General features: G+C 70.8%; 16 protein-coding genes. 13 read left to right on the top strand and 3 right to left on the bottom strand.

Annotation, left to right across the window (positions count from 1 at the left end):
• Nucleotides 1-126: 126 nt before the first annotated feature.
• The 10 genes from AB0J87_RS34930 to AB0J87_RS34885 all read left to right on the top strand — a co-directional run bounded on the left by AB0J87_RS34930 (nucleotide 127) and on the right by AB0J87_RS34885 (nucleotide 12709).
• Entirely contained in the window at nucleotides 127-1896 is a 1770-nt protein-coding gene (locus AB0J87_RS34930; RefSeq protein ID WP_363972118.1) for a sugar ABC transporter permease, read from the top strand.
• 60 nt (nucleotides 1897-1956) lie between these two features.
• A complete protein-coding gene (locus AB0J87_RS34925; protein WP_363972116.1) occupies nucleotides 1957-3099 on the top strand; it encodes a GNAT family N-acetyltransferase in 1143 nt (380 codons plus the stop codon).
• Nucleotides 3100-3216: 117 nt separating this feature from the next.
• Nucleotides 3217-3747: a crossover junction endodeoxyribonuclease RuvC gene (gene ruvC, locus AB0J87_RS34920; protein WP_192785834.1), complete on the top strand. Its 531-nt coding sequence runs from the start codon at nucleotides 3217-3219 to the stop codon at nucleotides 3745-3747.
• 196 nt (nucleotides 3748-3943) lie between these two features.
• On the top strand, nucleotides 3944-4564 hold the full coding sequence (gene ruvA, locus AB0J87_RS34915) for a Holliday junction branch migration protein RuvA (protein WP_363972113.1): 621 nt from the start codon (nucleotides 3944-3946) through the stop codon (nucleotides 4562-4564).
• Nucleotides 4565-5023: 459 nt separating this feature from the next.
• The gene (gene ruvB, locus AB0J87_RS34910; RefSeq protein WP_363972111.1) at nucleotides 5024-6064 is read left to right on the top strand and encodes a Holliday junction branch migration DNA helicase RuvB; all 1041 of its coding nucleotides are present in this window, start codon (nucleotides 5024-5026) and stop codon (nucleotides 6062-6064) included.
• 218 nt (nucleotides 6065-6282) lie between these two features.
• Entirely contained in the window at nucleotides 6283-6666 is a 384-nt protein-coding gene (gene yajC, locus AB0J87_RS34905; protein WP_350727175.1) for a preprotein translocase subunit YajC, read from the top strand.
• A gap of 43 nt (nucleotides 6667-6709) precedes the next feature.
• Complete coding sequence (gene secD, locus AB0J87_RS34900; protein ID WP_363972109.1) at nucleotides 6710-8524, top strand: protein translocase subunit SecD; 1815 nt, start codon at nucleotides 6710-6712, stop codon at nucleotides 8522-8524.
• Between the two features lies 1 nt (nucleotide 8525).
• Nucleotides 8526-9521 (top strand): protein translocase subunit SecF, encoded by a 996-nt coding sequence (gene secF, locus AB0J87_RS34895; protein WP_363972107.1) that lies wholly within the window; start codon nucleotides 8526-8528, stop codon nucleotides 9519-9521.
• Nucleotides 9522-9813: 292 nt separating this feature from the next.
• Entirely contained in the window at nucleotides 9814-10332 is a 519-nt protein-coding gene (locus AB0J87_RS34890; protein WP_350727178.1) for an adenine phosphoribosyltransferase, read from the top strand.
• A gap of 187 nt (nucleotides 10333-10519) precedes the next feature.
• Nucleotides 10520-12709, top strand: a complete 2190-nt coding sequence (locus tag AB0J87_RS34885; RefSeq protein ID WP_355198457.1) for a bifunctional (p)ppGpp synthetase/guanosine-3',5'-bis(diphosphate) 3'-pyrophosphohydrolase — start codon at nucleotides 10520-10522, stop codon at nucleotides 12707-12709.
• A gap of 45 nt (nucleotides 12710-12754) precedes the next feature.
• On the opposite strand, the gene AB0J87_RS34880 is transcribed toward AB0J87_RS34885, so the two are convergent.
• The 3 genes from AB0J87_RS34880 to AB0J87_RS34870 form a co-directional block, all read right to left on the bottom strand.
• Nucleotides 12755-13846, bottom strand: coding sequence for a cupin domain-containing protein (locus AB0J87_RS34880; RefSeq protein WP_350727180.1), 1092 nt, complete (start codon nucleotides 13844-13846; stop codon nucleotides 12755-12757).
• Nucleotides 13847-13985: 139 nt separating this feature from the next.
• The gene (locus AB0J87_RS34875; protein ID WP_363972104.1) at nucleotides 13986-15215 is read right to left on the bottom strand and encodes a DUF349 domain-containing protein; all 1230 of its coding nucleotides are present in this window, start codon (nucleotides 15213-15215) and stop codon (nucleotides 13986-13988) included.
• Nucleotides 15216-15277: 62 nt separating this feature from the next.
• The gene (locus tag AB0J87_RS34870) at nucleotides 15278-16165 is read right to left on the bottom strand and encodes a peptidylprolyl isomerase (RefSeq protein ID WP_350727182.1); all 888 of its coding nucleotides are present in this window, start codon (nucleotides 16163-16165) and stop codon (nucleotides 15278-15280) included.
• A 138-nt stretch (nucleotides 16166-16303) separates the two neighbouring features.
• On the opposite strand from AB0J87_RS34870, the gene AB0J87_RS34865 reads away from it, so the two are divergent.
• Genes AB0J87_RS34865 through aspS form a run of 3 tightly spaced genes read left to right on the top strand, consistent with a single transcriptional unit; the run spans nucleotide 16304 to nucleotide 19988 of the window.
• The gene (locus tag AB0J87_RS34865; RefSeq protein WP_350727183.1) at nucleotides 16304-16984 is read left to right on the top strand and encodes an MBL fold metallo-hydrolase; all 681 of its coding nucleotides are present in this window, start codon (nucleotides 16304-16306) and stop codon (nucleotides 16982-16984) included.
• Nucleotides 16984-18240: a histidine--tRNA ligase gene (gene hisS, locus AB0J87_RS34860; protein WP_363972101.1), complete on the top strand. Its 1257-nt coding sequence runs from the start codon at nucleotides 16984-16986 to the stop codon at nucleotides 18238-18240. Before AB0J87_RS34865 ends, hisS begins: the two co-directional genes overlap by 1 nt.
• Nucleotides 18237-19988 carry an aspartate--tRNA ligase gene (gene aspS / locus AB0J87_RS34855; RefSeq protein ID WP_363972099.1) on the top strand — a complete coding sequence of 584 codons (1752 nt, stop codon included), beginning with the start codon at nucleotides 18237-18239 and terminating at the stop codon, nucleotides 19986-19988. The genes hisS and aspS overlap by 4 nt, the downstream gene beginning before the upstream one ends.
• Nucleotide 19989: the final 1 nt, after the last annotated feature.

Below are 19989 nucleotides of genomic sequence, written 5' to 3'. Positions count from 1 at the left end.
CCCTCATGCGGCGCTCCGGGGCTTCCTCCGGGCGTGAGAAGAGCTCCGGGGCTTTCTTCGGCGCGGGTGGGTTCCGGGGCTTTCTTCGGGTGCGAGAAGGGACGGGGCAGCGTAGGGTCGGGCGACGTGACTTCCCCCACCCCTCCACAGGCCCCCTCTCCGGCGCTCGGCTGGCTGCTGGCCGTGCCCGCGCTGCTCGGCACGCTGATCTCGCTCGTGCTGCCCACGGCCCAGACGATCTGGCTCAGCCTGCAGAGGGGCGGCGTCCTGCGCGAGAGCACGTACGTGGGGTTCGCCAACTACGGCAGGCTGCTGGGCGACGGCGAGTTCTGGCGGGCGGCGTGGTTCACGCTGTCGCTGGTCGCGATGCCGTTGCTGGTGGCCGTGGTGGTGGCGCCGCTGCTGGCGGTGGCGCTCGACCGGGCGGGCACGTGGCCGCGGAGGGCCGGGCGGATCGCGCTGTCGCTGGCGATCGTCACGTTCTCGCCGGTGGGGGTGGCGGCGGCCTGGATGCGCGGGCTGGCGCCGGACGCGCCGGGTCTGGCGGGGCTGGCCGAAGGGCTGCGCGATCCCGCGACCGCGCCTGGAACGCTCCGGCTGATCGTCGCGGCCGGCACGTTCGGGGTGGTGTGCGCGCTGGCGGTCATGGCGTTCCTGCCCGCCCTGCGCGCCGGCTCCGTCCCGCAGGGCTTCTCCGATGCGCGGGGCTTTTCCGGGCCGTCTCGCGGCGGTGTGGGGCCCGCGATGCTCGTGGTGGGGGTGCTCGTCGCGATCGCCACGGTCGCGATCGGGCTCCAGACGTTCTCCTTCGGCCTCGTGCTCACCCGGGGCGGCCCTGAGCGCTCCACAGAGACGCTCGCAGGGCTGGAGTACGACTCCGCCTTCCGGATGGCCGAGTTCGGCCCTGGCGCGTCCGTTGCGACCCTCACGGGGGTGATCCTCGGCGTGCTGGGCATCGTCGCGACGGTCGTCGTGGCGGCCTCCCGGCTGAGCGTCACGCTGACCCCGCGTACCGCGCCTGAGCCGGGCGCGACCGTGCCGACCTCACCTGGGGGAGTGCCGACCGCCCCTGCGGCGGGGCCGATCGCGCCGGGGGCGGCCCCTGCAGCTGCTCCCGTGGCGGCGCCGGGCGCGGCCGGCGGACGTGGTGCCGGGACCGTCGGGATGGCCGTCGGGATCGTGGCGCTGGTGGTCTTCCTCGCCGTCGCGCTCGTGTGCGCCTGGCCGTGGATCGACGGCGTGCTCGCCTCGCCCACCTCGGAGGCGAGCTCCCTGCGTTCCCAGGTGAACACGTGGGTCCCGGCGATCGGCGGAGCGGTCGTCTCGGTGGGCGTCGCCTACCTGGCCGCGCTCGGGATCGGCGGCCTGCGACCGCTGGGGCGCGGGAGCGAGTGGCTGCTGCTGGTGTTCGCGCCGTGGCTGTTCGTCGGTACGGGGCCCCTCGGCGTCGCCAACTGGCAGAACATGCGCAACATGGGCCTCATCGACTCCTTCCTGGCCCTCGTCCCACCCCTCCTCGTCAGCGTCCCGGCCCTGCTCGTGCTCACGCTCCTGTGCAAGGGGCTGGCCGAGCGCACCGACAAGGACTTCTTCGGCGGCGTGTTCCTCCCGTCGCTCCCCATGGCGGGCATCCTCGCCGGGGCCGTCGCCCTGATGAACGCCCAGGACCTGCTCTGGCCGCTGCTGGTCGCCCAGAAGCCGACGTTGTTCACCGCGCCGGTGGCGCAGATGGCCCAGCTCGGCTCCTTCGCCGCGGCGAAGCCCGACGTCGGCGCCGCCACGCCGCTGCTCGTCGTCGCCGTCGCGCTGGTCGCCGTCGTGGCCGCCCAGCTGCTCTACCTCGACAGGCTCGCCATCACCACGAACGGCTCGCGGGCGCGCACCGCCGCCGCGTAGGCGCGGCACCCCGCCGCCCAAAGTGGACCGGCGGCGCGGCCCGCCATAGGTTGGGTCCTCGTGGAGATTCGCAACCTGATCGCTGAAGACCTCGACGACGTTCTTGACCTGCGCAGGCGCTCTTTCGGGCCGCTGCCCCCCGGCGACAACGAGAAGTGGCGCCGGGCGGTGCTCCCGGCGCTCGGTGAGGGGCGCTATCTGGGCGCGTTCGACGGCTCCAGGCTCGCCGGGGCCGCGCGGCTGCGCCGGTTCACGCAGTGGTGGCACGGCAGGCCGCAGCCGATGGCGGGCGTCGCGGGCGTCACCGTCAATCCCGAGGACCGTGGCCGCGGTGTCGGCAGCCTGCTCATGCGGGCCGTCGTGGAACGGGCCGCCTCCCTCGGCGACGCGGTCTCCGCGCTCTTTCCGGCCACCACGCCGATCTACCGCTCGATCGGCTACGAGCACGCCGGAGGCCAGTACAAGGTGCGGCTCCCGGCCGAGGCGCTGCGCCAGATCCGGCCGTCCGGGCAGGTCAAGCTACGCAGGATGGGCCCGGACGACGCGGGCGAGGTCGTCTCCCTGCTGCACCGCGTCCACTCCGCCACCCGCGCCAGCGGCCCCATCTCCTGGGACGAGGGCACCTGGGCCCTGTGGCTGGAGAACAAGGACGACTTCCTCTACCTGGCCGAGGACGGCTTCGTCGTCTACCGGTGGCGCGGCGACGACATGCAGGTGGAGAACCTGGTCGCCGGCTCGGGGGAGACCGCCCGGGCATTGTGGTCGCTCGTCGGCAGCGCGTCGTCGGTCGCGCGCCATGTCGTCGCCGCCGTGGCTCCGGACGACCCGGTGCTGTGGATGCTGCGGGAGCGGTCCAACGAGGAGGTGCGGCAGGCGCGGTGGATGTTCAGGGTGCTGGACGTGCCGGCCGCGGTCGAGCGGCGGGGTTATCCGGCGTACGTGAGCGGCGAGGCCGTGGTGACCGTGGACGATCCGCTGGGCGGCGGGGGGTCGTGGCGGCTGGAGGTCGCGGGCGGGTCCGGTGCTGTTACGCCCGTCGAGGAGCCCGGGGTCACGCTCTCGGTGAACGGGTTCTCGGCGTTGTACGCGGGGGTGCCGACGGCGACGCTGCGGTTGAGCGGGCTGATGTCCGGTGACGACCGGTACGACGAGGCGCTCGACGCGGCGTTCGCCGCCCGGCCGTACATGCTGGACTACTTCTGATCGGAGGCGCGCCGGCGGCTCCCGTCCCCGGCGTGCGGGCGATTACCGGTGCGTGGGCGCCCCCGCCGGGGTAAAGTCTCGTGCCGAACAGGTGTTCGGCGACGGGAGGGCGGGCCGGTGCGGGTGATGGGCGTCGATCCGGGGCTGACCCGGTGCGGCCTGGGCGCTGTCGAGGGGCGGCCGGGCGCGCCGCTGACGCTCGTGGCCGTCGGGGTGGTGCGCACCGGGGCCGACGAGGAGCTCGGCGCGCGGCTCGTCGGCATCGAGGCCGGCATCGAGCAGTGGCTCGACGACGTACGGCCCGACGCGGTGGCGGTCGAGCGCGTCTTCAGCCAGCACAACGTACGCACCGTCATGGGCACCGCGCAGGCGGCCGGGATCGCCGTGCTGTGCGCGGCCAGGCGCGGGCTTCCCGTGGCGCTGCACACGCCGTCCGAGGTCAAGGCGGCCATCACGGGCAGCGGCACCGCCGACAAGAAGCAGATCGGCGCCATGGTCACCCGGCTGCTGCGCCTGAGCGAGATGCCCAAGCCCGCCGACGCGGCCGACGCGCTGGCCCTGGCGATCTGCCACGTGTGGCGCGGCGGCGCCCAGCACCGCCTCGCCGCCGCCCTCGCCAAGGCCACCCGGAAGGACACCAGGCCGTGATCGTCCGCTTCGGGGGCGGCTTCGGGAGCTCTGGCGGCTCTGAGGGCTTTGGGAGCTCGGGCGGCTTTGGGGATGGCGCGCCGCGCGGCCGGTCCGCGCGCCCGCGGCGTGTCGTCCGTGATCATGCGGGAGGATGTCGGGCTGTGACCCTCGCCGGTGGTGTGCGGGCCCCGGCGGCGTGGAAGGATGGTGGGCTGTGATCGCGTCGGTGTCGGGCAAGGTGGCCGCGATCGCTCCCGACGGAGCCGTGATCGAGGTCGGTGGCGTCGGCATCCTCACCCACTGCACTCCGGGCACGCTCGCCACGCTGCGGATCGGGGAGGAAGCGCGCCTGGCCACGTCGCTGGTGGTGCGGGAGGAGTCACTCACCCTCTACGGGTTCGCCACGGACGACGAGCGGGCCGTGTTCGAGCTGCTGCAGACGGCCAGCGGGGTCGGGCCCAAGCTGGCGCTGGCGATGCTCGCCGTCCACCCGCCCAACGCGCTGCGCGTCGCCGTGGCCAGTGCGGACCTCAAGGCGCTCACGCAGGTCCCGGGGATCGGGCAGAAGGGGGCGCAGCGGATCGTGCTGGAGCTGAAGGACCGGCTCGGCACGCCGGAGGAGGCGGTCAACGCCGCGCTCAACGGGGAGCAGCGCGTGGCGGCGTGGCGCGATCAGGTCCACTCGGGATTGGTGGGGCTGGGCTACTCCAGCAAGGACGCCGACGAGGCCGTCGCCGTCGTGGAGCCGGTCGCCGACGCCGACCTCGCCGCCGGACGCCGTCCCCAGGTCGCCGCGCTTTTGAAGGCCGCCCTGCAATCCCTGAGCGTCCGATGACCCGCCGCCCCGTCCCTCCGCACGCCGCGCTCGCCAGGGTGACCGCGCGTGCCGCGCTCAAGCCCGGTTTTTACGGCGGGGCCAAGGTAACCGCACGCGCCGACGCCGGTTTCCGTCTGTCATGGCCGGTCGTGAAGGCTCACGGGCTGCTCGCCGTGACGAGCGAGTCGCAGGCCCGGCACCGTGGCCCGGCCGGTCGCCGACCGCGTTGCGCCGGTCTCCACCGCACCACCTCCCGCCGTCGCGGCGCGGTGGGCTCCGGCCGGGTGCCGGGAGCGCCCGTCGCGGCGCCGTCCGGGCTCCGGCTTGGCGCCGTCGCGCCGCCCGGCGGAACCCCGGGCGACGTCGTGCTGTCCGGGCGCACGCCTGGCGACGTTGCGATGCCTCGGCGCCCCGCTGGCGATGGTGTGAGGGGTTCGTGGGGTGTTGGCGATGGAGCCGGTGTGAGGGGGTGTGAGTATGGGGTTTGAGCGGGAGTTGGTGTCGTCCGAGGCCGGTGGCGACGAGCTGCAGATCGAGGCGGCGCTGCGGCCCAAGCGGCTCGGCGAGTTCATCGGCCAGGGCCGGGTGCGCGAGCAGCTCTCCCTAGTGCTCGAGAGCGCCCTGCGCAGGCAGCGGCCGCCCGACCACGTGCTGATGAGCGGGTCGCCCGGGCTCGGCAAGACCACGCTGTCCATGATCATCGCCGCTGAGCTCAACGCGCCGCTGAGGATCACCTCCGGCCCCGCGCTGGAGCGGGCTGGCGACCTGGCCGCCATCCTGTCCACGCTCGCCGAGGGCGAGGTGCTGTTCATCGACGAGATCCACCGGATGGCCAGGCCCGCCGAAGAGATGCTCTATCTCGCCATGGAGGACTTCAGGGTCGACATCGTCGTCGGCAAGGGCCCGGGAGCCACGGCCATCCCGCTCGACATCGCGCCGTTCACGCTCGTCGGCGCCACCACCCGCGCCGGGCTGCTGCCCGCGCCGCTGCGCGACCGGTTCGGGTTCACCGCGCACATGGACTTCTACGAGGTCGGCGAGCTCGAGCAGGTGCTCTACCGGTCGGCCAGGCTGCTCGGCGTGGTCCTGCCCGACGACGGGGCGCACGAGATCGCCAGGCGGTCCCGGGGAACGCCCCGTATCGCGAACCGGCTGCTCAGGCGAGTGCGGGATTTCGCGGACGTAAGGGCCGACGGGGTGATAAACCGGGAAATAGCGGCGGCGGCCCTCAACCTGTACGAAGTCGACGCCGAAGGGCTCGACCGGCTCGACAGGGCGGTCCTGGACGTGCTGCTGAAGAAGTTCGGCGGCGGCCCGGTCGGCCTGTCGACGCTGGCCGTGGCCGTAGGGGAGGAGCCGGAGACCGTCGAAGTGGTGGCCGAGCCGTTCCTCGTACGCCAGGGCCTGCTGGCCAGGACCCCGCGCGGCCGGGTCGCGACGGCGGCCGCCTGGAGTCATCTCGGCATGACCCCGCCCCCCGACGCGTTCGGAGCAGCGGTATTCGACTCAGACGGCTGATCACAGAACGGTTGCAACCGTTTCAAAATGGGAACTTCCCCGCGCGCCGAAACGCTGCCTCGTTGCCGCGTTTCGCAACAACGGCCTACACTCCGTGGCTTGGCTGGCTGTGTAGGCTGACGGGCTGAGCGGCGCGGCCCCGACGCAACGCACGGAATTTCCGGCGCGAGGCCGGTGTCAACTTCTTGTACGACAATGGAAGGTCGCCCCTTATGGACATGGGACAACTCGGTAGCATCCTGCCGCTGATTCTGCTGGTGGTGGTGTTCTACTTCCTGCTGATCCGCCCTCAGCGCAAGCGTCAGCAAGAGGCGATCCAAATGCAGAACTCCCTGGCTCCGGGCGCCCGGGTCATGACCACGACCGGGCTGTTCGGCACCGTGGTGACGGTGGACAATGAGGACGTGGTCCTCGAGATCGCACCGGGGATCGAGACCCGCTGGGTGAAGGCCGCGATCGGCCGTGTGGTCACGCCCGGGGACGCTCCCGCGGCGGACGAGTCCTCGGACGACGACGCCGCACCGGGTGAGGAGGGCAAGAAGGAGTCCGAGGCCACCGTGGATCGCAACGATGACCAGGACTCCAGCACCAAGCAGTCCTGACTAAGCTCTGCGACAAACCTCTATCTGAAAGAACTGACGACCAGTGGCCCGACCGACCAGCCGCCACAGCCGACCGGGGCGAACGCTCCTGGTGCTGCTGGCGCTCATCCTCGCCCTGGGCGGGACGATGTTCCTGCAGAAGGCGTTCACGCCCAAGCTGGGTCTCGACCTCGCCGGCGGCACGACGGTGACTCTGTCCCCGGTGACCCAGAACAACACGGCACCGCCGGATGAGATTCTCGATCGCGCAGTCAACATCATCCGCGATCGAGTCAACGGCAACGGCATCTCCGACGCGGAGGTCGCCAGGTCCGGCAGCAACATCATCATCTCGATCCCGGGCGTCGGACAGAGCGAGGCCATCAAGCTGGTCGCCACCACCGCGGAGCTGCGCTTCCGCCAGGTGCTGGCCATGGAGGCCACGCAGGTTCCGCAGAACCTGGCCACCAACGCGCCGACGCCGAACCCGTCGGCTTCGGCGAGCCAGTCCGCCACCCCCAAGTCTGACAAGTCCGGCTCGCCCGCGGTCTCCACGCCCAAGCCCAGCGCGTCCCCGACGGGCAAGGCGTTGTCGTCCGCGCTGACCGCGCCGACGCCCGCCGCGTCGGGGCAGCCGGCCGCCACGGACAACCCCCAGCAGCCGGCCGCCACGGACAACCCTCAGAAGCAGCAGAAGAAGGGCCAGGACGCCAAGGCCAGCCCGACGGCGGCCCCGTCCGGCCAGCCCAGCACGCCGCCCGCGCAGAACCCCAACGCCGGCGTCAACACCCAGGGCATCGACCCGGCGGTGCTGGCTCAGTTCAACAAGCTCGACTGCGCCAACCCGGCCAACCGCGGCCAGGGCGTCCAGGACGACCCGAAGAAGCAGTTCGCCGGCTGCGAGACCGACGGCAGCTACAAGTACGTCCTCGACGTCGCCAAGGTCGTCGGCACCGACATCGACACGGCTTCGGCGGGCGTCCGGCAGGGCACCGTGGAGTGGGTCGTCCAGCTCGACTTCAAGAGCAAGGGCGCGGCCGAGTGGAGCAAGCTCACCACGGCCGCCTACAACTCCCAGGAGCCGCGCAACAAGGTCGCGGTCGTGCTCGACGGCGTCGTCATCACCGCCCCCAACATCATCAGCCCGATCCCCGGCGGCCGGGCCGAGATCACCGGCGGGTTCGACCAGCTCAGCGCCACCGCGCTGGCCGACCAGCTCAAGTACGGCGCGCTGCCGCTGAAGTTCAACCGCAGCTCGGTCGACACGGTCTCCTCGACGCTGGGCCAGGACCAGCTGCAGGGCGGTCTGGTCGCGGGCCTCATCGGCCTCGTGCTCGTCGTGGTCTACTCGATGCTCTACTACCGCGGCCTCGGCATCGTGGCGGTGCTGAGCCTCGTGGTCGCCACGATCCTGACGTACACGGCGGTGGTCGTGCTCGGCCACAACGCCAACTTCCGGCTCTCGTTGCCGCACATCATCGGCCTCGTGGTCTCGATCGGCATCACCGCCGACTCCTTCATCGTCTACTTCGAACGCATACGTGACGAGATGAAGGAGGGCCACCGGACGCTCCGCGCGGCCGTCGAGGTGGCCTGGGTCCGTGCCCGGCGCACGATCCTGATCGCCGACGCCGTCATGTTCATCGCCGCGATCGTGCTCTACTTCCTGGCGGTGGGCGGCGTGGCCGGGTTCGCCTTCGCGATGGGCCTGACCACGCTGATCGACATCGTGGTGGTGTTCCTGTTCACGAAGCCGTTCATCGCCCTGCTGGCGAGGCTGAAGTTCTTCGCCAAGGGGCACCCGCTGTCCGGCCTCGACGCCGAGCGCATGAGCGAGGTCGGCTCGTCCGGCCGCCCGACCACTCCGCAGGAGGCCTGAGATGGGACTGGCGCGTCGCCTCTACCGCGGCGAGATCAATGTCGACTTCGTCGGCCAATGGAGGCTCTGGTACAGCCTGTCGGGCATTCTGCTGCTCATCTCGATCGCGGGTCTGCTGATCAACGGGCTCAACCTGGGCGTGGAGTTCAGAGGCGGCACGGTCTTCTCGTTCAAGTCCGAGCAGGCCACCGTCCAGCAGGTCCGCGAGGCCGTCCTCGATCAGGGCGCGCACCAGGCGATCGTCCAGTCGGCCGGCACCAGCGGCTGGCGGGTGACCACCGAGAGCCTCCCGGAGAACACCAGGGAGCAGGTGCAGTCGCAGATCGCCAAGGACTTCAACACTCCGGTCGGGCAAGTCAGCGTGCAGGCCATCGGCCCGTCCTGGGGCGGTGAGGTCTCGCAGAAGGCCTGGATCGGCCTGGGCGTGTTCATGCTGGCGATCATCCTGTACCTGTCGATGGCGTTCGAGCCGAAGATGGCCATGTCGGCGATCGTCGCGCTCATCCACGACCTCGTCATCACGGCCGGCATCTACGCCTGGTCGGGCTTCGAGGTCACGCCGGCCACGCTGCTGGGCTTCCTGACCATCCTCGGTTATTCGCTCTACGACGCGGTCGTGGTGTTCGACATGATCAAGGAGGTCACGGCCAAGCTGGGGCACACGTCGAAGATGACGTACTCGATGGCGGCCAACAACGCGCTCAACCACACGCTGATCCGGTCGCTGAACACCTCGCTGGTCGCGATCCTGCCGGTGGCGGCGATCCTGTTCATCGGCACCACGCTGCTCGGCGCGGGCACGCTGAAGGACCTGTCGCTGGCGCTGTTCGTCGGCATGATCGTCGGTACGTACTCCTCGCTGTGCGTCGCCACGCCGCTGCTGGTGACGTTGAAGGAGCGGGAGCCGAAGTACCAGGCCATCGCCAGGAGGCTGGCCTCGACGGGAAGCGGCAAGGGGCCGAAGGGTTCCAAAAGCGCGGCCGTAGCCAAGGGATAACCGGCGCACAGACACGTACGACGCCCTCAGCCTTCACGGGATGGGGGCGTCGTTGTGTGTGTGCGCGGGATGCACCATCGTGACTCCTCCGCTTCCTGAGAGGAAGCGGCTTCTCGCTTTCCCCGGCAGAGGTATCCGGAGTCGGCGACGGCCAAGCCCTGACCGGTGCCCTGCTGGGGCACGAGGAAACGCTATCAGGGAGGCGATTCCCCAGCCGGATGATTCCGGCAGTAACCTCTCGAGGTCCGATGGAGCCCGGCACACCGCCGGTGCACGATTGCGAGGAGACGCCATGACCGAGCTGAGCACGATGATCCTGGACAGGATCAGGGACGTGCCCGACTACCCCAAGCCGGGCGTGATGTTCAAGGACATCACCCCGCTGCTGGGCGACCCGGTCGCCATGGCGGCCGTGGTGGACGAACTGGCCGGGCTCCACCAGGTGGACAAGATCGTGGGCATCGAGGCGCGCGGGTTCATCCTCGCGGCTCCGGTGGCGTACCGGGCGGGGGCGGGTTTCGTACCGGTACGGAAGAAGGGGAAACTGCCCGCCGAAACCCTCGAAGAGTCCTACGATCTGGAGTACGGCTCCGCGACCATCGAGGTCCACCGTGACGCCTTCACGCCCGGCGACCGCGTTCTCGTGGTCGACGACGTGCTGGCCACGGGCGGCACCGCGAGGGCTGCCGTGGAGTTGGTGAAGAGGGCCGGCGCCGAGGTCGTCGGCATCGCCGTGCTCATGGAACTGGCCTTTCTCAAGGGACGTGAGCGGGTGACGGGAGTGGACCTGCACTCCCTCGTGATCGTCTGAGCCTGACCCGCGACGGCCCAGGTTCGCCGCCTGGATACACTGGGGGATCTGGACTCGAACGTGAGGAGCCATTGCGTGAGGAGTCTGTGTGCCCCGTGATGTGGTCGTGCCCGACGTAACCGACTCCGGCAACGCCGAGGCGTCCGGCGTTCCAGCGGTGCGTCGACGGCGATTTGGGGGTGGGGCCATGAATCCGGTGCTGGAGCCGTTGTTCCGCACGGTCCGCGCCACCCACCCCAAGGCCGACCTGCGCGTGATCGAGCGTGCGTACGACGTTGCCGCCTACCACCACCGCGACCAGAAGCGGAAGTCCGGCGACCCGTACATCACCCACCCGCTGGCCGTGGCCACGATCCTGGCCGAGCTCGGCACCGACGACGAGACGCTGTGCGCCGCGCTGCTCCACGACACGGTGGAGGACACCGCCTACAGCCTCGACGAGCTGCGCGGCGACTTCGGCGACACCATCGGGTCCCTGGTCGACGGCGTGACCAAGCTGGACAAGGTGAAGTTCGGCGACGCCGCGCAGGCCGAGACCGTGCGCAAGATGGTCGTCGCCATGTCGCGCGACATCCGCGTGCTGATCATCAAGCTCGCCGACCGGCTCCACAACATGCGCACCATGCGCTACCTCCCCGAGCACAAGCGCCACCAGAAGTCGCGCGAGACGCTGGAGATCTTCGCCCCGCTGGCCCACCGCCTGGGCATGAACACGATCAAGTGGGAGCTCGAGGACCTGGCCTTCGCCATGCTCTACCCCAAGCGCTACGACGAGATCGCGCGCATGGTGTCGGAGCGGGCGCCGCGCCGCGACCTGTTCCTGCAGGAGGTCATCGAGAAGGTCTCCGGCGACCTGCGCGAGGCCAAGATCCGCGCCGTCGTCAAGGGCCGGCCGAAGCACTACTACTCGGTCTACCAGAAGATGATCGCCCGCGACGTGGCCTTCGACGACATCTACGACCTGGTGGGCATCCGCGTCCTCGTCGACAGCGTGCGTGACTGCTACGCCGCGCTCGGCACCATCCACGCCCGGTGGAACCCGGTGCCGGGGCGGTTCAAGGACTACATAGCGATGCCCAAGTTCAACATGTATCAGTCGCTGCACACCACGGTGATCGGTCCCGAGGGCAAGCCGGTGGAGCTGCAGATCCGCACCCACGCGATGCACCACCGGGCCGAGTACGGCGTGGCCGCGCACTGGAAGTACAAGGAGGAGGTCGGCAGCCCCGGCCCCACCGGCAAGGTCAAGCCGGGCAGCGACATGGCCTGGCTGCGCCAGCTCCTCGACTGGCAGAAGGAGACCTCCGACCCGGGCGAGTTCCTGGAGTCGCTGCGGTTCGACCTGTCGGTGTCCGAGGTCTACGTGTTCACCCCGAAGGGGCAGGTCATCGCGCTGCCCGAGGGGGCCACGCCGGTCGACTTCGCGTACGCCGTGCACACCGAGGTGGGCCACCGCTGCATCGGCGCCCGGGTCAACGGGCGGCTGGTGCCGCTGGAGTCGCGGCTCGGCAACGGCGACACGGTCGAGATCTTCACCTCCAAGTCGCCGGACGCCGGGCCGTCGCGCGACTGGCTCAAGTTCGTCAAGTCGGGCCGGGCCCGCAACAAGATCCGGCAGTGGTTCTCCAAGGAGCGCCGCGAGACCGCGATCGAGGCGGGCAAGGAGGCCATCGGGCGGGCCATGCGCAAGCAGGGCCTGCCGCTGCAGCGGCTGATGTCCGGCGAGGCGCTGCTGGCGCTCGCCCGCGACCTGCGCTACCCCGACGTCTCCGCGCTCTACGCGGCCGTGGGGGAGGGGCACATCGCGGCGCAGGCCGTCGTGCAGAAGCTGGTGGCCTCGATCGGCGGCGTCGACAGCGCCGAGGAGGACATCGCCGAGACCTCGCTGCCCACCCGGCTGCGCGGCCGCCCCCGCGGTGGCGGCGCGGGCGTGGTCGTGGCGGGCGACGCCGACGTGTGGGTACGCCTGTCGAAGTGCTGCACCCCGGTGCCCGGTGACGAGATCGTCGGGTTCGTCACGAGGGGGCACGGGGTGTCGGTGCACCGCGGCGACTGCACCAACGTGCAGCAGCTCAAGGAGCAGCCCGACCGGCTCGTCGAGGTCAGCTGGTCGCCCAGCGACGACAGCGTGTTCCTGGTCGCGATCCAGGTGGAGGCGCTGGACCGGCCGCGCCTGCTGTCCGACGTCACGCGTACGCTCTCCGACCAGCACGTCAACATCCTGAGCGCGTCGGTCACGACGTCCCGGGACCGGGTGGCGATCAGCAAGTTCACGTTCGAGATGGGCGATCCCAAGCACTTGGGGCACGTGCTCAAGGCCGTGCGTAGCATCCAGGGCGTGTTCGACGTCTACCGCGTCAGCGGCGCCGGCAACTGACCGCCTCCGGGGCGCCGGGCCCCGGCGGCGGGCCCTGGCGGCGGCTCAGCGGGGGCGGAGGTCGGGGAGGTTGACGACGATGGCCTCCTGGGTGCTGCGGGCGATGACGACCACGGCCTCCTGCGACGGGTCCGGATTCTCCTCGCGATGGGGCACGTACGGCGGCACGAAGATGTAGTCGCCGGGCTTGGTGTCCAGCCGCACCTCCCGCCCGTCCTCCAGGAACACGAACGACGGCGTGCCGCTGACCACGTAGATGGCCGTCTCCGAGGCCCCGTGGTGGTGGTCGGACGAGCGCGTGGCGGGCGCGACGTGGGTCTGGCCCATCCAGAGGCGGACGGACCCGGCCGTGGCCCCGCTGATGGCCGCGAGCCTGCGCATGCCGGAGCTCTGCGCCGTCTCGCCCGAGAGCTCCCCTGAGGGCACGTGACGCAGCGGCTGGTGGAACGGGTCACCCTCGGCCCTGTAACCCTCCCAGAGACGCCCTCCAGCGCGTTCCAGGACGTCCGAGGCGACGGCGGCCAGCCGTGCCGAGTCGTCGACGGCGCCGAGCAGCGCCTCCGCCAGCACCGGGTCGTGGGCGCGCAGCTCGCGCAGCAGCCACTTGCCGCTCCCCTGCCACCTGCGCCCCAGCCCGAGCGCCATCCTGGCGGTCTCCTGCGCCACCTGCCACCGGATGAACGTCCGCTCGCCGGCGTCCGTGGCCCCCGAGAGGTCGTCCAGGAGGTCGGAGAGGGCGTATCTGGCCCGTTCGGCCTGTGAGCTGGTCAGACCGCCCGGTCCGGCCGTCAGGCGCTCGCTCAGCGCCGCCTGGAGGTCGCTGGCCCGGCCGCTGGTCCGGTCGGTCAGCACCGCGCCCTCGGCGCACATGCGGGCCAGGCTCGGCTGGCGCCGGTCGAAGTCCTTGTCGAGATAGGCGCGCAGGCTGGTCTCGCTGTGCACGAACAGCTCCACGGGCCACTCGCGCCACCGCAGCGACTCGCGGTAGGGGGTGGGCAGGCCGTCGAGCACCACGACGACGTCGAGGTCGGAGGTGCTGGTGCGGCGCTCGGTGAGGGCGCTGCCGCCGACGAAGGCGTACAGGGCCCCCGGGAACATCTCCTCGACGAGGGCACGTGCGGCGCTGACGGGATCCATGCCCGCCAGCCTAGGTCTCAGCCCCTTCCGCCGCCGCCCCATTTCACGCACCGCCGCCACTCGCTCGCGCACGGTCGGCGCACGGTTGGCAGGGCCCGGTGGAGGCCCGCCGAGGCCTCCACGGGCATTTCCACCGGGGTCAGCTGAACTCGGCGAGCGTGCGCTCGGCCTCCTCCAGCCACGAGCGCCGGGCGATCAGCGCCTCCTCGGTCTCCTTGATGTCCTTGGCGCGACCGGCCGTCTGCGCCTTGGACAGCCGCTTCTCCAGCTGATCGATCGAGGTGCGCAGCTGGTCGACGGTGCTCTGCGCGCGGGCCCTGGCCTCCGGGTTGGAGCGCTTCCACTCGGCGTCCTCGGCCTTGCGCACGGCCTCGTCCACCTTGCGCAGCCCGCCCTCGAGCCGGTCGCGCTGCTCGCGCGGCACCGGGCCGGCGGCCTCCCAGCGCTCCAGGAGGTTCCGCAGCGCCGAGCGGGCCGTGCGCACGTCCGTGACCGGGAGGATCTTCTCGGCCTCGGCCAGCAGCACCTCCTTGACCTCCGCGTTGGCGGCCAGCGAGGCGTCGCGCTCGGCGAAGACGGCGGAACGGGCCTGGAAGAACTGGTCCTGCGCGCCCTTGAAGCGGGCCCACAGCTCGTCCTCGGCCTCGCGCGAGGCCCGGCCGGCGCTCTTCCACTGCTGCATCAGCTCGCGGTAGATCGCCGCGGTCTGGCCCCAGTCGGTCGAGTCGGCCAGTGCCTCGGCCTCGGCGACGATGCGCTCCTTGGCCGCCCGCACGCCCTCGCGCTGCTCGTCGAGCCCCGCGAAGTACGTCTTGCGCCGCTTGGCGAACGCCGTACGGGCCGCCGAGAGCCGCTTCCACAGCGCGGCCTCGGTGACCCGGTCGATGCGGTCGGCGGCCTTCCACTCCTCGACGAGCTGGCGCAGCCGCTCGCCACCCGACTTCCAGTGGGTGGTCTCGTCCGCGATGCGCTCGGCCTCGGCGACGATGCGCTCCTTGACCGACCTGGCCTCGGCGCGCGCGTGCTCGCGGGCCGCCTTGACCTCCTCGCGGCGCTGGGCGACCAGCTCCGTCAGGCCGTCGAGCCGGGCCGTCAGCGCGTCGAGGTCGCCGATGGCGTGGGCGTCGGCGACGGCCTCACGCAGCTTGGCGATGTTCGCCTCGGCCTGGGCAGGAGCCAGGTCGGTGCCCTTGACGCGCTGTTCCAGCAGCTGCACCTGACCGGCCAGCTCGTCGTACTTGCGATGGAAGTAGGCCAGTGCCTCTTCGGGTTCACCGGCCTGCCAGGAGCCGACGGCCCGCTCTCCCTCAGCCGTACGCACGTAGACGGTGCCGTCGTCGTCTACCCGGCCCCACGGGTCGGTGCTCACCGTGTCCTCCCGCACTTTCCATCAGACCCTTCGGGACTACTTCGTCCCTAGTTTGTATTACGTCAGCTCTTGCTGGCGATTGTCACGTCTTTGATTTCGACGGTTTGCTTCGGCGCCCCCGTCCCGTCGCCGGCGTCCCCGATGACGCCTGCTTTGTTCACCTTGTCCAGGATGTCGAGCCCCTTGGTGATCGTACCCACCGGCGTGTAATCCGGCGTGAGTCCGATGTCTCCGAAAACGAGGAAGAACTGGCTGCCCGTGCTGCCCGGCGCCTGCGTTTTGGCCATGGCCATCACGCCGCGCTTGTACTGGGCGCCCTGGAGGTTCTCCTCGGCCATGACGTAGCCGGGGCCGCCGGTGCCGTCCTGGCTCTTGCCGTCGGCCTTGGCCGACGGGTCGCCGCACTGCAGCATCGGGAACTGGGCGCTGCCGAGCCGGTGGCACTTGCTGCCGTCGTAGTACTTCTTCTTCGCCAGGAACTCCAGCGAGTTGGTCGTGCAGGGCGCCTTGGCGTTGTTCAGCTCGACGACGATGTCGCCCTGGTTGGTCCTGAGCGTCATCGTCTTCGTCGCCGGCGTGGTCTTGACCTTGGCCGGCGGCATGCCGACATCCTTGACCTGCCCGCCTCCGGCGTCCTTGACGTAGTCGCACGTGCCCGTCGCCGCGTCGTACGGCTTGGGCCCCGCCGCGGCCGAAGCCGAGGCCGAGGCCGACGGCGCGGCGGTGTCGGCGGCCGACGCCGTGGGCGAGGAGGCCGCGTCGGTCCCCGCGTCGTTGCCGCCCAGCAGCGCGACCGCGGCGACGATGCCGCCGATCACGATCACGACGCCCACCGAGGAGCCGATGATCGCCGTGCGCTTGGCCTTCTGCTCGCGTTCGACCCGGCGATGCATCTGCCGCTCGTAGTGCTCACGAGCGAGCTGCCTCTGCCGGTCCTTCCCCGTGGCCACCGCTTTGCCTCCCATAGTCAATCAACTGAGGTGGGCGAATCGTATCGGCCAACGGGTAATGATTCGCAGCCCGGCGACCCGCACCGGTACCCTTCGGTTACATTCCCATTGGCTTTTCGACGAGATCACCTGAGGCAGATGCTCATCGCCGGCTTCCCCGCAGGGGCCTTCCAGACCAATTGTTACGTTGTCGCGCCCGCGGCCGGCGAGGAATGCGTGATCGTCGATCCAGGTCAGGACGCGACCGAGGGCGTCGACGAGCTGCTGCGCGAGCACCGGCTCAAGCCGGTCGCGGTCCTGCTCACCCACGGCCACCTCGACCACGTCTGGTCGGTGGCCCCGGTCTGCGGCGCGCGTGACGTCCCCGCGTGGATCCACCCCGACGACCGCCACCTGCTGAGCGACCCGGCCGCCGGCTGGTCGGGCACGAGCGCCTCGATGTTCGGCGGGCTGACGCTGAGCGAGCCCGACGACGTGCGCGAGCTGTCCGACGGGGCCGTGCTGGAGCTGGCGGGCCTCGAGCTCGTGGTCGACCACACGCCCGGCCATACCAGGGGGTCGGTGAGCTTCCGGCTGCCCGGCGACGAGATCATGTTCTCGGGCGACCTGCTGTTCGCCGGCTCCATCGGCCGCACCGACCTGCCCGGCGGTGACTACACGACCATTTTGCGCAGCCTGGCTGCCAAGTGCCTGACGCTGCCTGACGATACGGTCGTCCTGCCGGGCCACGGACCACAGACGACGATCGGCCGCGAGCGCGCTACCAACCCATATTTGAAGGAAGCGGCGCCGCAGTCCGGTCCCACACGAGGGATCTAATGAGCTTCCAAGCACCTAAAGGTGTCAAAGAGTACGTTCCACCGCAAGCCTCGACGTTCTACGCGATTCGCGGAGCTTTCGCCGAGACGGCCAGGCGGGCCGGATACTCGTACCTGGAGACCGCGGTCTTCGAGGACACCCAGCTGTTCGCCCGTGGCGTCGGCGAGTCCACCGACGTCGTGAGCAAGGAGATGTACACCTTCACCGACCGCGGCGGCCGATCGCTGACGCTGCGCCCGGAGTTCACCGCCGGCGTGCTGCGCGCGGTCCTGGAGTACGGCCTGCACCGCGGCCAGCTCCCGGTCAAGGTCTGGACCGACGGCCAGGTGTTCCGCGCGGAGGCGCCCCAGGAGGGCCGCTACCGCCAGTTCTACCAGCTCGACCTGGAGGCCATCGGCAGCGAGGATCCGGCCGTCGACGCCGAGACGATCGCGCTGGCCTGGCAGTGGTACGCCGCGCTCGGCCTCACCCAGGTGCGGCTGCTCCTCAACTCGCTGGGCTGCAAGGAGTGCCGGCCGATCTACCGGGCCCGGCTGCAGGAGTTCCTGCGCGCGCTCGACCTCGACGAGGCCACCAGGGCCCGCATCGAGATCAATCCGTTGCGCGTGCTCGACGACAAGCGCCCGGAGGTGCGCGCCCAGCTCGAGGGCGCGCCGCTCATCGGCGACCACCTCTGCGCCGACTGCGAGGCCTACCACGGCCGGGTCAAGCAGCTCCTGGCCGACCTGGACATCCCGTGGGAGGACGCGCCCAGGCTGGTGCGCGGGCTCGACTACTACACCCGCACCACCTTCGAGTTCGACCACCCGCTGCTGGGCGCGCAGTCCGGCATCGGCGGCGGCGGCCGCTACGACGGGCTCTCCGAGGCCATCGGCGGGCCGGCGCTGCCCGGCATCGGCTTCGGCCTCGGTCTCGACCGCACCGTCATCGCCCTGGAGCGGGAGGGCGTCGTGCTCGACACCCCGGCCCGCTGCGAGGTGTACGGTGTGGCGCTGGGCGACGAGGCGGCGCGGGACATGTTCAAGCTCGTGAGCGAGCTGCGCGCGGCCGGTGTCGCCGCCGACATGTCCTTCGGCGGCAAGGGGCTCAAGGGCGCGATGAAGGGGGCCGACCGTTCCGGCGCCCGTTTTGCCCTGATCCTGGGCGAGCGCGACCTGGCGGCCAAGGCCGTGCAAGTGAAGGACCTGACCACCGCTGAGCAGACCGAGGTGCCCTTGGCCGAGGTCGTCGACTTTTTGAAAGGGAAACTGCAGTGATCCGCACGCACAAGGCCGGGTCGCTCCGCGAGGAGCACACCGGGCAGCAGGTGACGCTCGCAGGATGGGTGGCCCGCCGCCGTGACCACGGCGGCGTGGTCTTCATCGACCTGCGCGACGCCTCCGGCTCGGCGCAGGTGGTCTTCCGCGAGGAGGACCACGCCCACGACCTGCGCGCCGAATACTGCGTGAAGGTCGTCGGCCAGGTCAGGGTCCGCCCCGAGGGCAACGAGAACCCCGACCTGCCCACCGGCGCGATCGAGGTCGTGGCCGAGCAGGTCGAGGTGCTGAGCGAGTCCGCGCCGCTGCCCTTCCCGATCGAGGGCAACGTGGGGGTCTCGGAGGAGGCCCGGCTCAAGTACCGCTACCTCGACATCCGCCGCCAGCAGGTGGCCAACGCCATGCGCACCCGCTCCAAGGCCACCTACCTCGCCAACGAGGTGATGCACGAGCTGGGCTTCGTCTACGTCGAGACGCCGACCCTGACCCGCTCCACGCCCGAGGGCGCGCGCGACTTCCTGGTCCCGGTGCGCCTGCAGCCCGGCAACTGGTACGCCCTGCCCCAGTCGCCCCAGCTGTTCAAGCAGCTCCTCCAGGTCGCCGGCCTCGAGCGCTACTACCAGCTCGCCAAGTGCTACCGCGACGAGGACCTGCGGGCCGACCGGCAGCCGGAGTTCACGCAGATCGACGTCGAGATGTCCTTCGTGGACCAGGAGGACGTCATCGAGGTCGGCGAGAAGCTGATCAGCCGGCTGTGGAAGGAGATCGCCGGCTACGACCTGCCGACGCCGCTGCCGCGCATGACGTACGCCGACGCGATGGCCCGCTACGGCTCCGACAAGCCGGACCTGCGCTTCGGCCAGGAGCTGGTCGAGATGACCGGCTACTTCGCCGGCACGCCCTTCCGCGTCTTCCAGGCCGAGTACGTCGGCGCCGTGGTCATGCCGGGCGGCGCCTCGCAGACCCGCAAGGAGCTCGACGGCTGGCAGGAGTGGGCGCGCAGCCGCGGCGCCAAGGGCCTGGCCTACGTGCTCGTCCAGGAGGACGGCACGCTGGGCGGCCCGGTCGCCAAGAACCTCACCGAGGAGGAGCTCTCCGGGCTCGCGGCCAAGGTCGGCGCCGAGCCGGGCGACGCGATCTTCTTCGCGGCCGGCCCGAAGCACTCCTCGCGCGACCTGCTCGGCGCGGCCCGCCTGGAGATCGGCCGCCGCTGCGGCCTGATCGACGAGTCGGCGTGGGCGTTCCTGTGGGTCGTCGACGCCCCCATGTTCGAGCCCGTGTACGACGAGGTGGGCCGCGAGATCGGCTGGACCGCCGTGCACCACCCGTTCACCGGGCCGAAGCCGGAGTGGGCCGACAACTTCCAGGACCACCCGGGCGAGGCGCTGGCGTACGCGTACGACATGGTCTGCAACGGCATGGAGATCGGCGGCGGCTCGATCCGTATCCACCGGGCCGAGATGCAGCAGCGCGTCTTCGACGTGCTGGGCATCTCCAAGGAGGAGGCGGAGAGCAAGTTCGGCTTCCTGCTGGAGGCGTTCAAGTACGGGCCCCCGCCGCACGGCGGCATCGCCTACGGCTGGGACCGCATCTGCATGCTGCTGTCCGGCGGCGACTCGATCCGTGACGTGATCGCGTTCCCGAAGACGGCCTCCGGCTTCGACCCGCTCACGGGCGCGCCCACGCCGATCACGGGCGAGCAGCGCAAGGAGGCGGGCGTCGACGCCAAGCCCAAGACCGAGGTCTAGG

This window comes from Nonomuraea sp. NPDC049625 (assembly GCF_040675285.1).
Lineage (GTDB): Bacteria > Actinomycetota > Actinomycetes > Streptosporangiales > Streptosporangiaceae > Nonomuraea > Nonomuraea angiospora_A.
This window is presented reverse-complemented; position numbering and strand designations above follow the sequence as displayed.

Excerpts from the sequence above, each read along its gene's own strand:
- ruvB (WP_363972111.1), top strand. The coding sequence starts at position 5,024 with ATGGGGTTTGAGCGGGAGTTGGTGTCGTCCGAGGCCGGTGGCGACGAG.
- yajC (WP_350727175.1), top strand. The coding sequence starts at position 6,283 with ATGGGACAACTCGGTAGCATCCTGCCGCTGATTCTGCTGGTGGTGGTG.
- secF (WP_363972107.1), top strand. The coding sequence starts at position 8,526 with ATGGGACTGGCGCGTCGCCTCTACCGCGGCGAGATCAATGTCGACTTC.
- AB0J87_RS34890 (WP_350727178.1), top strand. The coding sequence starts at position 9,814 with ATGACCGAGCTGAGCACGATGATCCTGGACAGGATCAGGGACGTGCCC.
- AB0J87_RS34885 (WP_355198457.1), top strand. The coding sequence starts at position 10,520 with ATGAATCCGGTGCTGGAGCCGTTGTTCCGCACGGTCCGCGCCACCCAC.
- AB0J87_RS34880 (WP_350727180.1), bottom strand. The coding sequence starts at position 13,846 with ATGGATCCCGTCAGCGCCGCACGTGCCCTCGTCGAGGAGATGTTCCCG.
- AB0J87_RS34865 (WP_350727183.1), top strand. The coding sequence starts at position 16,304 with ATGCTCATCGCCGGCTTCCCCGCAGGGGCCTTCCAGACCAATTGTTAC.
- hisS (WP_363972101.1), top strand. The coding sequence starts at position 16,984 with ATGAGCTTCCAAGCACCTAAAGGTGTCAAAGAGTACGTTCCACCGCAA.